Annotated in this window: 14 protein-coding genes; 2 read left to right on the forward strand and 12 right to left on the reverse strand. The window is 71.8% G+C overall.

The genetic code is table 11. The annotated features are described in order from the left end of the window. Positions 1-184: 184 nt before the first annotated feature. Positions 185-2,791, reverse strand: a complete 2,607-nt coding sequence (locus K8556_RS32725; RefSeq protein ID WP_370640003.1) for a CHASE2 domain-containing protein — start codon at positions 2,789-2,791, stop codon at positions 185-187. Positions 2,792-2,890: 99 nt separating this feature from the next. On the opposite strand from K8556_RS32725, the gene K8556_RS32730 reads away from it, so the two are divergent. Further along, on the forward strand, positions 2,891-3,754 hold the full coding sequence (locus K8556_RS32730) for a hypothetical protein (RefSeq protein WP_223744042.1): 864 nt from the start codon (positions 2,891-2,893) through the stop codon (positions 3,752-3,754). Positions 3,755-3,768: 14 nt separating this feature from the next. On the opposite strand, the gene K8556_RS32735 is transcribed toward K8556_RS32730, so the two are convergent. The 8 genes from K8556_RS32735 to K8556_RS32770 form a co-directional block, all read right to left on the reverse strand. Beyond that, entirely contained in the window at positions 3,769-4,749 is a 981-nt protein-coding gene (locus K8556_RS32735) for a hypothetical protein (protein WP_223744043.1), read from the reverse strand. Positions 4,750-4,837: 88 nt separating this feature from the next. Next, complete coding sequence (locus K8556_RS32740) at positions 4,838-5,146, reverse strand: hypothetical protein (protein ID WP_223744044.1); 309 nt, start codon at positions 5,144-5,146, stop codon at positions 4,838-4,840. 55 nt (positions 5,147-5,201) lie between these two features. Beyond that, entirely contained in the window at positions 5,202-5,579 is a 378-nt protein-coding gene (locus K8556_RS32745; RefSeq protein WP_223744045.1) for a hypothetical protein, read from the reverse strand. Positions 5,580-5,607: 28 nt separating this feature from the next. Continuing rightward, the gene (locus K8556_RS32750) at positions 5,608-5,802 is read right to left on the reverse strand and encodes a hypothetical protein (RefSeq protein ID WP_223744046.1); all 195 of its coding nucleotides are present in this window, start codon (positions 5,800-5,802) and stop codon (positions 5,608-5,610) included. Positions 5,803-5,875: 73 nt separating this feature from the next. Further along, entirely contained in the window at positions 5,876-6,085 is a 210-nt protein-coding gene (locus tag K8556_RS32755) for a DUF3618 domain-containing protein (protein WP_120549964.1), read from the reverse strand. Continuing rightward, positions 6,075-6,548: a phage holin family protein gene (locus K8556_RS32760; RefSeq protein ID WP_223744047.1), complete on the reverse strand. Its 474-nt coding sequence runs from the start codon at positions 6,546-6,548 to the stop codon at positions 6,075-6,077. The genes K8556_RS32755 and K8556_RS32760 overlap by 11 nt, the downstream gene beginning before the upstream one ends. Before the next feature lie 165 nt (positions 6,549-6,713). After that, complete coding sequence (locus K8556_RS32765) at positions 6,714-7,478, reverse strand: endonuclease/exonuclease/phosphatase family protein (protein ID WP_223744048.1); 765 nt, start codon at positions 7,476-7,478, stop codon at positions 6,714-6,716. Positions 7,479-7,495: 17 nt separating this feature from the next. Beyond that, positions 7,496-8,011, reverse strand: coding sequence for a hypothetical protein (locus K8556_RS32770; RefSeq protein ID WP_223744049.1), 516 nt, complete (start codon positions 8,009-8,011; stop codon positions 7,496-7,498). Positions 8,012-8,326: 315 nt separating this feature from the next. Here K8556_RS32770 and K8556_RS32775 point away from each other — a divergent pair, with 315 nt between their 5' ends. Next, on the forward strand, positions 8,327-9,388 hold the full coding sequence (locus tag K8556_RS32775) for a M23 family metallopeptidase (RefSeq protein ID WP_223744050.1): 1,062 nt from the start codon (positions 8,327-8,329) through the stop codon (positions 9,386-9,388). Between the two features lie 13 nt (positions 9,389-9,401). Here the strand turns inward: K8556_RS32775 and K8556_RS32780 are convergent, their stop codons facing one another. From K8556_RS32780 to K8556_RS32790, 3 genes are all read right to left on the reverse strand, one after another. Continuing rightward, positions 9,402-10,163, reverse strand: coding sequence for a TetR/AcrR family transcriptional regulator (locus K8556_RS32780; protein WP_223744051.1), 762 nt, complete (start codon positions 10,161-10,163; stop codon positions 9,402-9,404). Between the two features lie 154 nt (positions 10,164-10,317). Next, positions 10,318-10,668 (reverse strand): helix-turn-helix domain-containing protein, encoded by a 351-nt coding sequence (locus K8556_RS32785; protein WP_014398120.1) that lies wholly within the window; start codon positions 10,666-10,668, stop codon positions 10,318-10,320. Positions 10,669-10,735: 67 nt separating this feature from the next. Further along, positions 10,736-13,423 carry an LPS-assembly protein LptD gene (locus tag K8556_RS32790; protein WP_223744052.1) on the reverse strand — a complete coding sequence of 896 codons (2,688 nt, stop codon included), beginning with the start codon at positions 13,421-13,423 and terminating at the stop codon, positions 10,736-10,738. Between the last annotated feature and the right edge of the window lie 18 nt (positions 13,424-13,441).

Below are 13,441 nucleotides of genomic sequence, written 5' to 3' on the forward strand. Positions count from 1 at the left end.
CTCCTGTCCCCCTTGTCGCTTGGCAGCCGGCCAACTGGCCTCGCTATTCCGCGCAGACCTCCAGTCGGACAGGTTTCAGCGCTTCGTCTTCCGAGGGGGCCTCCCGCCCGGGCATGGACCTCGGACAGGCCCGCTCGCGCCGTGCGTCCCCGCCGGACTCGTCAACGAACGCCTGCCGCCCGGCCTAGCGCGAGTCCGTGCTGCGCCGGCCCCAGCGGATGACGCCGTCCCAGTCCTCGGGCGGCGGCGTCTGGATGAGGCGCTGGCAGCGCTCGACGTAGACGCGGGCCACCGGGTCGCCGTGCTCCACGCCGCAGCGGCGGAACAGCTCCTGGGCCAGGATGAAGTCGCGGCCGTAGTAGGCGGTGAGGGCCTTCTCGTAGAGGGCGATGCCCGCCTGCTTCTCCGGGGAGAACTCGCCCCGGCGGCCCAGCAGCTCGTGCACGCGCACGGGCTGGGGCTTGTCCCGCAGAAGCACGCGGTCCACCTCGCGGAAGACGTACGCGTCGCGGGCGAGCTGCGCGGTGGCCTGCCCCACCAGCACCTGGGTGCCGTACTGCTTGTTGGCCGCCTCCAGCCTGCCGGCCATGCCCACCGCGTCGCCCATGACGGTGTAGTTCGACTTGAGCTCGCTGCCCATGTCGCCCACCAGCAGGTCGCCCGTGTCGATGCCGGCGCGCACCGACAGCCGGTGGCCGAACTGCTTCTCCCAGTGGGGCTGCTTCTGCGCGAGCGCCGCCTGGAGCTTCAGCGCCGCCTCGCAGGCCAGGTGCGCGTGGCGATCCGTGCGCACGGGCGCGCCCCAGAAGGCCATCACGGAGTCGCCCATGTACTTGTCCACCTGCCCCGCCGTGGCGCGCACCACGGCGGTCATCTCCGTGAGGAAGGTGTTGAGCAGCGGCACCAGTTGCTCCGGCGGCAGCGCTTCCGACAGGCGCGTGAAGCCCTCGATGTCGCAGAGGTACACGGTCATCTGCCGGCGCTCCGGCTTCATCAGGCTCACGTCGCGCGCCACCAGCCGCGCCACGTCCGGGCTCACGTAGCGGCCCAGCGCGCTGTGCACGAACTCGCGCACGTCCTGCTCCGTGCGGAAGGCGTAGAGGGTCGTCACCAGGAACGCGAGCCCGCCGGACCACAGCGGCCCCGCGACGGCGACCCACACCTGGTCATGCACGAAGACGTAGCCCGCCGCGCCCACGTAGCCCGCCCCGGCCGCCACCGCCACGCAGACGAAGAGGAAGGCGCCGCCCACGGAGCGCAGGAGCCAACTGAACGACAGCGCCAGGAACGCGCCGATGAACGCGAGCCCCATCGTGGCGAGCATGTCCACCCTCGGCGGCGCGCGGGTGATGCCGTCCGACGCGAGGATGTTCGCGAGCGCCTGGCCCAGCACGGCGCCGTTGGCGATGCCCGGCCCGATGGGCGTCACCCGGCGCTCGGGCGCGTAGCTGCTGGTGTTGGTGAGGATGACGGCGCGGCCCTCCAGGTCATGGTCGAAGCGGACGGGCCGGGCCTCCTGCGAGTCGAAGAGGTTGAGCAGCACGTTCCACGCGCGGATGGAGCGGGCGAGCGGGCCGCGCGCGCCGCGGGTGGCGGACGGGGCCTCCCAGCGCAGCAGGCTGTAGCCGGCCGCGTCCATGGGCACGGAGTACTTGTCCCCGATGTGGAGGCGCCCGTCCGCGTACCGCAGCGTCTGCGTGCCCGCGAGCCGCATGGCGGCGGCCAGGGGCAGCGAGGGCAGCACGTAGCGCTCGCCACCGCGCGGGCTGTACGCGACGAGGTGGGGCACGCCGCGCACCACGCCGTCAGGGTCCGCGGGCAGCGTGGTGGCGCCGTAGCCGCTGGCCTGGCCGAGCAGCGGCGTCACCGGGTGCTGGAGCTGGCGCACCTCCAGGAGCTTCTCCGGATCCAGCCCCTGCACCTGCACGGAGGCCAGGGCGAGGAACAGGTCCGACGGGGCCACGCGGAAGGCGTCGTCCGCGGCGCGGCGCTCCTGGATGGACGCGGCGGCGGTGCCCAGTTGCTCGCCCAGGCCGCGGCCCTCGCCCTCGTCCGCGACGCCGGCCCAGACCTCCAGGGCCTTGCCGGCGGGGATGAGGAACGCGGGGCGCTGGAGGGCGAGCACGGACTGCGCCCGGGCGCGGGCCTCGGTGACGTTGGGGTAGCTGCCCAGACGGACGCGGTAGGGCCACAGGCGGCCGGTGGGAGGCAGCGTGCGGGTGCCCTCGGCGCCCCAGCGGAAGGCGAGCACGGAGCGGCCGGGGTCCTGGTCCAGGAGGGCGCGGAGCGCGTCGTCGTCCTGGGACAGGGCGCCCCGCCCCGAGCGCGTGGGGGTGACGCAGGCGCGGGGGCTCAGCTCCGGGTAGGTGAAGTCCAGCATCACCACGGAGGCGCCCTCCTCCACCAGGCGGTGCACCATGCCGCCCATGACCTGGCGCGGCCACGGGTACGCGGCGATCTCCGCGCGCGGGCCCTGCTGGGCTTCGGCGAGCGTGTCGTCGTCGATGGAGACGAGCACCACCCGGTCGGAGCGCTCGGACACCTCTCCGAGCTGGCGGATGCGCCAGTCGTAGAAGACGCGCTCGCCGCCGTCGAGCCAGTGCGAGAGCCCGTCGATGAAGCCCGAGGGCGACAGCAGGGGCGCGGGCGTGTCCTCCGGCCGCACGGGGCCCGTGACGCGGTGGGAGACGAGCAGGCCGAGCAGGCAGCCGAACAGGGCCGCCATGGCGAGCGAGAAGCCGAGCCGGTGGAGGAAGCGGCGGCCAGAGGAGTGGATGCGGAGGCGTTGCACGAGCGGCGCACAGGATACTCCGCCGGAGCCTCGCGCCCATGGGCAACACGCGGGGTATGGTTGGCCGCCGTCAACCGTGCCCCGTTCAAGAGAGTGCCCATGAAACGCCTGTTGCTGTCCGCCCTGGCCACCGTGTCCCTGCTTTCGCCGCTCGCCTGTGACCTGGAGAAGACGACGAACCAGCTCACGGCGGACCACGTCATCGTGGGCACCCTGCTCGCGACGCCGCAGGTGGACGTGTCCGCGTCCGCGATGGCGGGCTACGACGCGGGGACCTTCGGGCCGGACGGCGGGGACGTGGTGAGCTTCCCCGGGCAGACGGCGGCGTTCGTGTTCTTCGGGACGAAGTCGGGGGAGAACGCGCAGCCGCAGGGCGTGAGCGGCGCCAAGGTGACGCTGAACGCCGGGAGCGCGGCGGGCGTCACGCTCAACGGCCAGGGCGGCGGCAGCTACGGCGTGACGAGCGACTCCACGGACGACCTGACGTACGCGTCCGGCGCCACCTACTCGTTCTTCGCGGAGCAGAACGGGACGAAGTACGAGGCGCGGGTGGAGGACGCGCCGACGAAGGAGGCCATCCCGGCGTTCCACCCGGCGGAGGGCTTCGTGCGCATCAACGCCAACACGGCGTTCGCGTTCGACCGGCCGGCGCCTCCGGCGAACCAGGACCGCACGCTGGGCTTCGTGACGGTGGTGCCGCTGGGTTCGAACGGGGAGAAGGGCCAGGCCACCTATTCGAACGTGCCCACGTCGCCGGTGGAGTTCCTCCAGTTGGCGGCGACCCCGGCGCTGTTCCGGGAGGCCCGCGTAACGATCCCCGCCACCGCGTTCCCGAACCCGAAGCAGACCTACCTGGTCATCTTCCAGGCCGTGCGCATGGGCGGCCCGGAGTCCGACAACCTCTTCCTGGGCAGCGTCGTCCTGGCGGGCACCGCGGAAGTGGGCATCGTGCGGACGAACTGAGCGCGGAGGCGCGCCTACCCCGCCTCGATGTCCAGCCCGATGCGCCCCTCCAGCTTGAGGCGCAGGAGGTGACCCGCGAAGCGCTCCGACTCTTCGCGGGTGAGGATGCTGCGGAAGTCCGGCCCGTCCGCGATCTCCACCTCCATCACCGCGCCGCGCTGGAGGAGGCGGAAGAAGTCCTCCCCTCCCCCGGCCCTGGGCACGCGCAGGGGGATGAAGCCCTTGAGCGGCACGACGTCCGTGCTCGCCTCGATGACGCGCAGCAGGCCCGGCGCGTCCGGGCGCACGGCGCCGGAGGCGACGGACTCCTCCGCGTAGAGCGGCGCGGGCGGAAGCGACAGGTCCTCGGTGGAGTCGTCGAAGAGGAAGCCGTAGCGGGACGGCACCCGCTGCGTGAGCAGGTAGCAGAGCAGGACGGCCTCGTCCGGCTGCACGCGCGCGACGTGGAGGATGGAGCGCTCCGCCCCCACGCGGCGCAACAGCAGCGTGAGGTGCGGCTGGCTGCGCTGGAGGTAGCGCTGGACGCGGTCCAGCAGCGTGGCGCGGACCTCCGTGAACGCGGCCTGGTAACGGGCCTCGCTCTCGGCCTCGCGCTGGGAGACGGCGTCGCGCGCCTTGGCGAGCTTCGCCTCCGCGTCGCGCAGGAAGTCGCTGGCGGCGCCCTGCGGCTGAAGTCCCGGAGTTGTCGAACCGGCGTCCATGCCCGCGGCGCGCACCGCGCCCAGCAGGAAGGAGCCCTGTTGCGTGAGCCGGGCCTGCTCCTCGCGGAACTGGATGACGGAGGCGGCGTGACCGCGCTTGAGCTCCTCCCAGGCGTCGTACGCGGACTCCAGCGTCTCCAGCGCGCGCAACGGCCCCAGCGCGCCCTCGGGGCCGGAGGCCCACGGCAGGTCTGTGCTTCGCGTGGGGAGCGCCGGGGACTCGTCCACGGCGGGCACATCCACGGGCGTGTCATGTCTCGGTGGCGGTTTGGCCCCGGGCGGCTTCGTACCCATCGGCTCGCATCCTAGCCGGAAACACGAAGGCCCCTCCCCGCCTTGAGCGGGAAGAGGCCCGGGTGTGACTCGACGGCGCGCCCTGGAATCAGGTCGTCCGCTGGCCCGGCGGCACCGTGGAGCCGGCGCCCTGCTGGCCTTCCGAGCCGCGCGCGTTGTTGATGGCCGTGGCGAGCTTGTCCTGGCCGCCCTGGATGCGCTGGCGCAGGTCGCCGCGGAGCTGCTGGCCCGGCTTGTCCGCGAGCAGCAGGCCGACGCCGACGCCCACCAGCACGCCCGCCGCGAAGATGCCCAGCGCCGGCAGCGCCGTCTCCGCCGTCGTGCGGCGCGTCTCCAGGCCGATGAGGTCCAGCACGTCGTCGCGGTCCAGCTTCTTCAAGTCCTTCAGGCTCAGCATGTCCGACTCCGGGGAAATGACTTCGGGGAAAGACCTGGGGTGCTTCGACTGAATCCTAGACGCTGCCCGAGGGCGGCGTGCCCCGGCCCGTCTGATAGCCCTGGAAGGCGGACTCCGCCATGCCCAGCAGCTCATCCTTCACGAAGGGCAGCGCGGCGAGCCGCACGCCCAGCTTGAGGATGCGACCGGTCAGCGGCGTGAAGAGGCCGCCGCCCAGCACGTAGCCCACGCCCACGGCGATGGCCAGCGTGCCATAGGGGTTGCGCTCCACGCGCCCCTTCAGGTCCAGCGTCTGCCCCAGGTCCGCCACCGCGCTGCGCGCGTTGTCGATGAACTGCTGCGCGTCCGAGCCGAGCTGATCCACGCGCTGGCCGAAGCCCGCGTCCTCGCCGTGCGCCGTGCCGTTACCCGTCGTGCCCGAGTAGTTCGTCATGTCCGTGCTCCCTTGGTCCGGCAAGCGGTTAGCGGGACGCGATGCGGCCCACGATGAAACCCACGGCGATGGCGCCCAGGAGGCACGTGCCGGGGTTGGCCTTGATGAACCCGACGACCTGGTTGTTCAGGTCCACCAGGTTCTGCCGCGCCTCGTCCATGTTCGGCAGTTGGTCCTGAATCTGCCGTGCCCGGTCTGCCATCTGCTGCGGATTGATTTCCATGGAAGCCCTCTGATGTGCGTTCGTTTTCCGATTGCGTCTTGAAGCTTCTGCATCCAGGCCCGCCGGTGCAGCCTCAGCGCCGCGAGCCCACCAGGTAACCGACGAGGAAGGCGGTCCCCACGCAGGCGTAGGGATGCTTGCGCACCCACTGCCGCCAGTCCGTGACCTCCGCCACCTCCACCCGGAGCGCGCTCACCGACGTGGCCAGGTCGGCCCGGGTGCGCTCGATTTCCTCGCGAAGCGCCGCGCTGGTGCGCGGCAGGTGTCCATTGCTAGCGGCCATCCCGCGGCTCCTTGAAAGCCATTCCCGTTGCGTCCTTCAGCGTGTTCACCCCGGGCGCCGGGGCCACCCGCGGCTGCGCCGTGGTGAGCGCCGCCATGCTGCGCGACAGCTCGCTCACGCTGTCATCCATCATCTGGCGTGACTTCATCCGCTTCACCGCGCGCAGGATGCCCAGGCCGCCGCCCACCAGGTTGGCCGCGCCCACGAGCGCCAGCGCCCCCGCCCACCCCGTCCACGGAGCGAGCACGGCCGCCAGCGCCCCGCAGACGAAGGCGTACCCCACGAGCAGGAAGGGCACGAACACGGCGATGCTCGCCACGTCCAGGCCCATGGCCTTCGCGTCCTCCGCCAGCTCCACGCGCGCCAACTGGAGGTGCTGCGTCACCAACCGACTGAAGCCGTCCGCCATGCGCCCGACGAGCGCGGCGACGCCGCGATCCGTCTGTTCACTGCCCACGTGCATGCGCTCTCCGGCCGACGCTCACGTCCCTGTGCGCGTGGGCGCCAACCTAGGCACCCCACCTCCCCGCGACAACCACGGCGCGAGGAATTTGTCCGGCGTTCGCCAGCGTCGGCCACTCAACGCGAGAAACCACCGGATCCGCGAACAAGTCTACCGCAAGCCCCCCTAGCCGATGAGCTGCACCGGCGGCGCGACGGGCGGCTGCACCGCGATGGGCGCCTCGAAGCGCATCACCAGCGGCAGGTGGTCCGACGCCACCCGGCTGAGCGGCGAGCGGTGCGGCGTCACCGACACCGGCCGCACCCCCGAGTCCACGTAGATGCGGTCCAGGCGGAACAGGGGCAGCCGCGTGGGGTACGTGCGCGCGGCGGCGCCCAGCTCGAACGCGGCGTCGTGGATGGCCTCGCGCACCAGCGACGACACCGGGCCGTTGCCCCAGGAGTTGAAGTCCCCGCACACCACCATGGGGTCCTTGCGGGCCGCGTCGCGGAGCAGGTCGGCGGACAGGAGGAGCGCCTCCTGGCGCCGCCGCTCGCTCACGGACAGGCCCAGGTGGAGGCAGAAGACGTGCAACTGCTGCCCTCCTCCCAGGTCCAGGTCGCATCTCAGCGCGCCCCGGGGCTCGCGGCGCGGCACGCTCAGGTCGTAGTTCTTCGACTTGAGCACCGGCAGCCGGCTGAGGATGGCGTTGCCGTAGCGGCGGCCGTTGCGGACCACGTTGGGTCCGAAGGCCATGTGCATCCCGAGCATCTCCGCCAGGTGTTCGGGCTGGTCCTCCCGGGGCGTCTTGCCCCGGAAGTCCCCCACCTCCTGCAGGGCGACGATGTCCGCGTTCACCTCGCGGAGCACCGAGCCGACGCGCTCCAGGTCGAACGCTCCGTCCACGCCGATGCCGGAGTGGATGTTGTAGGAGACCAGGGTCAGCTCCACGCGTCGTCCACCCTCCTTCAAGCCGGGATGATGCGGCGGGCCGCCAGGCGCACCGCCTCCAGGGGCAGCGCCGCCAGCCGCTGCATGGCCGTCGCCACGTCGCCCACGCCGGACTGGATGGCCTTGAGCTGGCGGCGCGCCTCGTCGATGAGGTCCGGCAGCCGCCCCTGCTGCATCGGCCGCTCCTGGGTGGGCGGCAGCGCGCCGATGGGCGCCGTCGTCCCGATGACGGGCGAAGCAGCCGCCTTGCGCTGCTTCTTCGCGGCGCCGCTCACGCGCGACACCGGCCCGTGGGAGAACTTGGCGTCCGCCTCCGGCCGGGCCAGCTCCTCCAACTGAAGCTCCATCTTGCGCGCGGTGAGGATCTCCTCCGTCTGCGCGTGGCTCTTGCCGTAGTGGACGCCCTCGTGCTCGCCCACCGACACGCGCGCGGACTGGGACAGGTGCTCCTTGTCGCGCTGACGCAGGCTGCGCTTCTGCGGCGGGAGCGTCTTGGGAACCTGGAAGTGGTCGAAGCTGTAGGAGCGAGGCATGCGCGTCCTCCCTTTCGAAATTGATGTGCTGCGTTGATGTGGGAAAGCTAGGGAGCCCCTCGCCGTCCGTAACGCCTTGACACGGGGAGAACTGGCACGGCTGCCTGCCGCACGTCCGGCCAGGAACACTGTTTCGCCTTTGGGGGCACCCAAGTACCGGCAATGGCACGCATCCGGTGCCTGCCTCCAGGGCGGGCGGCCGGACGTCATGCAGGAGGCATCCAGCCGGGCCCTTCCGAGCAGAGAAGCAGACAGCCAACACGCCCGTCGCCGCTCCGGGAAGGTTCCGCGCGCGCGTGGTGTAAAGAACGGCCCATGCCCGCCCGGAACCCTTCCGCCGCCCGAGTCCTCGTCCTCTCCCTGCTCGCCTCCGGGTCTCCGGTGCTCGCCGCCTCCACGGCCCCCGCCGTGGTGACAGGCAGCGTGCCGGGCGCCGCGGCGGCGCCCACCGCGTCGGGCCTCCGCGCTCCGGGCGCGCCCACGCCGGGCGCCGTGCTCCAGGGAGAGCTGGCGCCGCTGAAGGTGGCGCCCGTGGACGGGCCCCGCCTGTCGCTCCAGCCCGCCAACCCCAAGCCGGGTGATCCGGTGCTGGTGACGGTGAGCGGCGCGTCCTCGCTGCCCACGGGCACGCTCGCGGGCCGGCCCCTGCGCTTCTTCGCGTGGAACAACGGCTACGCGGCCCTCTCCAGCCTGCCGGTGGAGCAGGTGGAGGGCAGCGTGCCGGTGGACGTCACGGCCCCCGGGCGCGGCCTGCCGGTGCTGCTGTCCGGCGTGCTCAACGTGGGCGCGCCGGGCTTCCGCGAGCGCGAGCTGCGCGTGGCCAACAAGTACGTGAAGCCGCCCAAGGCGGTGAAGGCGCGCATGGAGGCGGACCGCAAGGCGTTCGCCGCGGCGTTCGCGCAGCCCTTCCAGAAGCCGCTGTTCGGCCGGAACTTCGCCTGGCCGCGCGAGGCCACGGTGACGGCGCCGTTCGGCGACCGCCGCTCGTTCAACGGCAAGCTGCAGACGCAGCACTTCGGCGTGGACCTGGACGGCGCCACGGGCTCGCCGGTGGTCGCCGCCAACGACGGCACGGTGGTGATGACGCGCGACAACTACGCGTCCGGCAACACCGTGCTCGTGCACCACGGCGCGGGGCTCTACACCGCGTACTTCCACCTGTCGCGCATCGACGTGAAGGACGGCGCGCAGGTGAAGCAGGGAGACCCGCTGGGCCTGGTGGGCAGCACCGGCCGCGTCACCGGCCCGCACCTCCACTGGGGCGTGAAGGCGGATGACCGCTGGGTGGATGGCCAGACGCTGCTCAAGCTGGACTTCACCGGCGCCCCGGAAGCGCCGGGCGTGGCCACCAACGCGCCCGGCCTGGGCAACCCGTAGCGCGGGCCCGCTTTCAGCCGCGCTTGGGCGCCCGGGCCCTGGGCGCGGCCTTCTCCCGCTTCAGCGGGGCCACGTCCGGGGGGTCCTCGCCCCTGGGGAGTTCGTGCTTCGCGGGCTCGGGCTTCACGGGCTCCGCCGAAGGGGACGCGCCGCCCAGCAGCACGCCGTGGAGGAACGAGTCGGCGATCTGCGCCTTGGCGCGCTCGAGCATCGCCGTGTCGCGCGCGTCCGCCAGCCCCACCACGAAGGCGGTGAGCCCCATTTCGATGGAGCCGAAGAGCAGCGCGGACGCGAGCAGCGGATCCACGTCCGGGCGCAGCTCCCCGGCCTCCTTCGCGCGGGTGAACATCTGCGCGCTCAGGCGGATGACGTCCACGAACGCCGTCTGCCGGTTGATGCGGGCGCCGGCCGGGGAACGGGCAATCTCCAGGATGAGCACCTTCACCGCGCGGGGGTCCACGCGGTAGGCCTCGAAGGCCACGTCCGCGATGCGGCGGACCTTCTCCACCAGCGGCCCCTCGCTCTCCGCGACGGCGCGCGCACGCGCGATGAAGCCGCTCCAGCCCGTCTCGAAGACGGTCTCCAGCAGCTCATCCTTGTTCTTGAAGTAGTGGTAGACGAGCCCGTACGCGACGCCCGCCTCCTTGGCGACGTCCGCGATGCGGCAGCCGTGGTAGCCCTTGCGGGCGAACACGTCGATGGCGGCCCGCAGGATGGTGCGGCGGCGCTCGCTCTCCCGCGTCCCGCTCTCCGGCGCCGTCTTCTGCTGGCCCACGCGTCCTCCCACGGCTGGTTGATTCAAGAATCAGCCAGCCACGCTACGGACGCGGGGCTCCGGGGTCAATCCTTACGTGGGGCCCTCCGCCGCGCCCGAGGGGGAGGCGGGCGGAAGGGGCACGCACGGGGAAGGGCCCTCCCCAGGAGGGGACTCAGGCCGCCGAGCCGTTGAACATCACGCGGGCCACGCCGAGCAGGCGGTCCACGTCGCGCGCGTTGAGGCCGCGGGCGCGGGCGAAGTCAGACAGGGGACGCAGCAGGTCCTCCGTCTGGGCGGGCGTCTGCTCGGTGCCCGTGAAGAGCTCACCGAGGCTGACGCTGAGGGCGTTGGACAGCGCCGCCAGGGTCTCCACGTGGGGCACGCGCTCGCCGCGTTCGATCATCGACAGGAAGGACACGCTGATCTGCGCTCGCTCCGCGAGCTCCTCCTGCGTCCATCGTTCCGGGCGCTGCGTGCGAAGCTCGCGAATGCGCTGGCCAATTCTTTTTCCGAGATCCGACACGAAGTACTTCTCCTCTAGGGGGGATGTTTCCGAGGTGAGTGCAACGCTCGCGTACGGCGGGTGATTCCTATCCACCCGACCCGAAGGATCCGAATCCGGCCACACTCAGGTTCACGCCGGCGAACTCCGGCGACTGGTTGCGCCGCAGGATCACCACCCCCTCGATACGCCAGCAGTCACAGGCGGGTCCATACGACACGCCAAAGGTCTGCTGCGCAAGGGGCTGACTTTCCTGGGTAATCAGATCCTTATAAAGCGGTTGCACCAACGCTTCGTATCGCAACCCGAGCCCGAATCCGAGCTTGATTCGCGTACCGACAGTGAGTGCCTGCGCCCGCTCGGTCGGAGAGGGGTCGACCTGGTCATTGTGGGACGGCAGGGGACGAGGTGCGTCTCCTACCAGCATGTCCACTCCCCGACGGACGAAATCGGGTCCCTGTGCCAGGGGATCCAACCCACGATCAATTGACAATTGTTTCACGGCCAGCAGGTCGTCGTAGCGGGCGTACAGCGCGTTGCCCTTGCCGTTGTCGATGGTGAAGTCGGCGGACAACTGGGTGATGTCGAGCGTCGTGGGATCCATGCGCACGAGCCCGCCCGCGGTGAGGACCCCGGCGCTGGCGGACAGGCGGGCGAAGGTGTCGCGCAGCACGCTGCCCTGCACGCTGTCCCGGCCCGCGACGGGCGAGATGCGAGACAGGTCGAAGCCCTGGCCGATGCGCAGGCGCAGCGGTTCGCGGGTGGAGGGCCCCTTGCGGACGCGCAGCGTCTGGTCCACGGCGACCACGGCGTGGAGGAAGCCGCGCACGCTGCCGTCGGACTGGAGCGGCACGGCGGAGTCCCATTCGTCATAGACGAGCGGCACGGTGCCGGTGCCGCCGCCGTTGAGGGCGGTGAGCCCGTGCCCCCAGCCGCCGGGCACGTAGCGCAGGGCCACGGACGGGGACACCGTGTGACGGTAGAGCGTGTCCCGGTCCACGAAGGTGCGCGCCAGTTGGGAGTCCAGCACCAGGTCCGCCAGCGCATAGCCGCGCGCGGCGGTGCGGCCGGAGACCTCGCCCACGGACACGTCCTGGCGCAGCGCCACGGAGGGCGTCAGCCGGCCCCAGTCGCCCAGCCCGTAGGACGTGGACAGGCGCGGGGCGAGCGACACGCGATCGCGTCCCTCGCGCTCGGTGGGGTCCAGGCGGCCGTTGCCCTCCAGCTCATCGGGTACGCCTCCGCTCTCCAGGGGCGTGCCCTCGGGGCGCCAGGCGCCGTTGAGGGAGAAGAGCCCGTCGGAGCCGTCGTCCGCGAAGCCGCCGCTGAGCAGGGGCGCCAGCCGGCTGTACTCCACCTGCATGCCGCCCATCACCCGCCCGCCGAAGAGGGGCCGCTGGGGCAGCGCCAGGGTGATGCCCGGCAGGCGCTGGAACGTCGTGGGGCCGTGGGGGTTGGTGGCGACGTTGTCCGCCGTGGCCACGGCGGGGATGGTGTTCGTCTGGAAGAAGCGGAACGGGTAGCGCAGGTCCTGGCGCAGCGACACGTCCAGCCCCAGGTAGCGGTCGTCACGGCGCTGGTACACCATGGCGGTGCTGCGCAGGTAGTTGGTGTTCTGCACCAGCAGGTCGGCGGTGAGGTCGCGCGTGTAGAAGCCGTCCGACACGAAGTACGCGTCCACGCGGTCGTGCCAGCCGTCACCCAGGTCCTGGGTGTGCTGCCAGGACGCCTCGCCGCGCAGGCCCCGCTTCTCGTCGACGATCTCCGACGTGTAGTCGCGCACGCCGGGAGCGACCTCCCGGTAGACGCGGAGGAAGTCGTAGGTCGTGGGGTTCAACCGGGGGCGGAGGTCGTAGAGGAAGCCCAGCGTGGCCCGGCCGCGCGTGCGGTCGCTGGGGACGTAGCGGAACTCGGTGAGCAGCCGGGGGCCCTTCACGCCGTTGGTGCGGGGCTCGCGGATCTCCCGCCCCTCGCGCTGGGTGTAGAACGCGTTCGTGACGTCGCCGCCGCCCGTGTAGATGCCCGGCGTGAACGTCAGGTCGTAGCTCTCCCCCAGCGTGACGAAGACGGGCTGCTCCAGCCCGAAGCCGTTGAGGCCGGAGTTGGACGGACGGGGGATGAGCAGGCCGGTGCGGCGCTCGGCCAGGGGCAGGTACAGCCACGGCAGCGCGAACACCGGCACCGAGCGCACGTACACCACGGGCCAGGTGAGGATGGCGCGCTCGCCCATCTTCACGTTGGCCTCCTTCGCCTCCACGCGCCAGCCCGGCTCGCCCGGGCCGCACTGGCACGGGGTGAAGGCCAGGCCGTCCACGGAGAAGGCCGTCTCGCCGGTGCGGCGGATGCGCGTGCCGCTCATGAGGACGGGCGTCTCCCCCAGCTTGCGCAGCTCGTCCGGCGTCTTGGCGGCCTGGAGCGCTTCGGGGGTGACGCCCTTCTTCTGCATGAAGAGGCCGCCCTTCACGTTGGCCTCGTTGGAGCGCAGGTCCACGCGCACGTCGTCCGCGATGGCGGCCATCAGGCCGCTGACGAACATCACGTTGCCGGTGGCGGTGGCCACCTGCGTGGCCTCGCTGTACGTGACCTCGTCCGCGCGCAGCACGTTGGGGCCGCTGCGCAGCTCGCAGTGGCCCCGGGCGGTGAGGATGTCGTTCTCGTAGACGACGTAATCGGCCGCGAGCTCCACGACCTCGCCGGTGGGCAGCTCCACCTGCGTGGCCAGCGGAATCTGGGCCGACACCCAGAGCGTCAGGACGACCGGGGCAAGGAAGGTCATGCGGGAGGCGTGGGCGGT

The sequence above is a fragment of the Corallococcus sp. AS-1-12 genome, assembly GCF_020036995.1.
Classification (GTDB): domain Bacteria; phylum Myxococcota; class Myxococcia; order Myxococcales; family Myxococcaceae; genus Corallococcus.

Coding starts and splice junctions, on each gene's coding strand:
- K8556_RS32775 (WP_223744050.1), top strand. CDS start 8,327: ATGCCCGCCCGGAACCCTTCCGCCGCCCGAGTCCTCGTCCTCTCCCTG.
- K8556_RS32745 (WP_223744045.1), bottom strand. CDS start 5,579: ATGACGAACTACTCGGGCACGACGGGTAACGGCACGGCGCACGGCGAG.
- K8556_RS32730 (WP_223744042.1), top strand. CDS start 2,891: ATGAAACGCCTGTTGCTGTCCGCCCTGGCCACCGTGTCCCTGCTTTCG.
- K8556_RS32755 (WP_120549964.1), bottom strand. CDS start 6,085: ATGGCCGCTAGCAATGGACACCTGCCGCGCACCAGCGCGGCGCTTCGC.
- K8556_RS32735 (WP_223744043.1), bottom strand. CDS start 4,749: ATGGGTACGAAGCCGCCCGGGGCCAAACCGCCACCGAGACATGACACG.
- K8556_RS32790 (WP_223744052.1), bottom strand. CDS start 13,423: ATGACCTTCCTTGCCCCGGTCGTCCTGACGCTCTGGGTGTCGGCCCAG.
- K8556_RS32770 (WP_223744049.1), bottom strand. CDS start 8,011: ATGCCTCGCTCCTACAGCTTCGACCACTTCCAGGTTCCCAAGACGCTC.
- K8556_RS32740 (WP_223744044.1), bottom strand. CDS start 5,146: ATGCTGAGCCTGAAGGACTTGAAGAAGCTGGACCGCGACGACGTGCTG.
- K8556_RS32760 (WP_223744047.1), bottom strand. CDS start 6,548: ATGCACGTGGGCAGTGAACAGACGGATCGCGGCGTCGCCGCGCTCGTC.
- K8556_RS32750 (WP_223744046.1), bottom strand. CDS start 5,802: ATGGAAATCAATCCGCAGCAGATGGCAGACCGGGCACGGCAGATTCAG.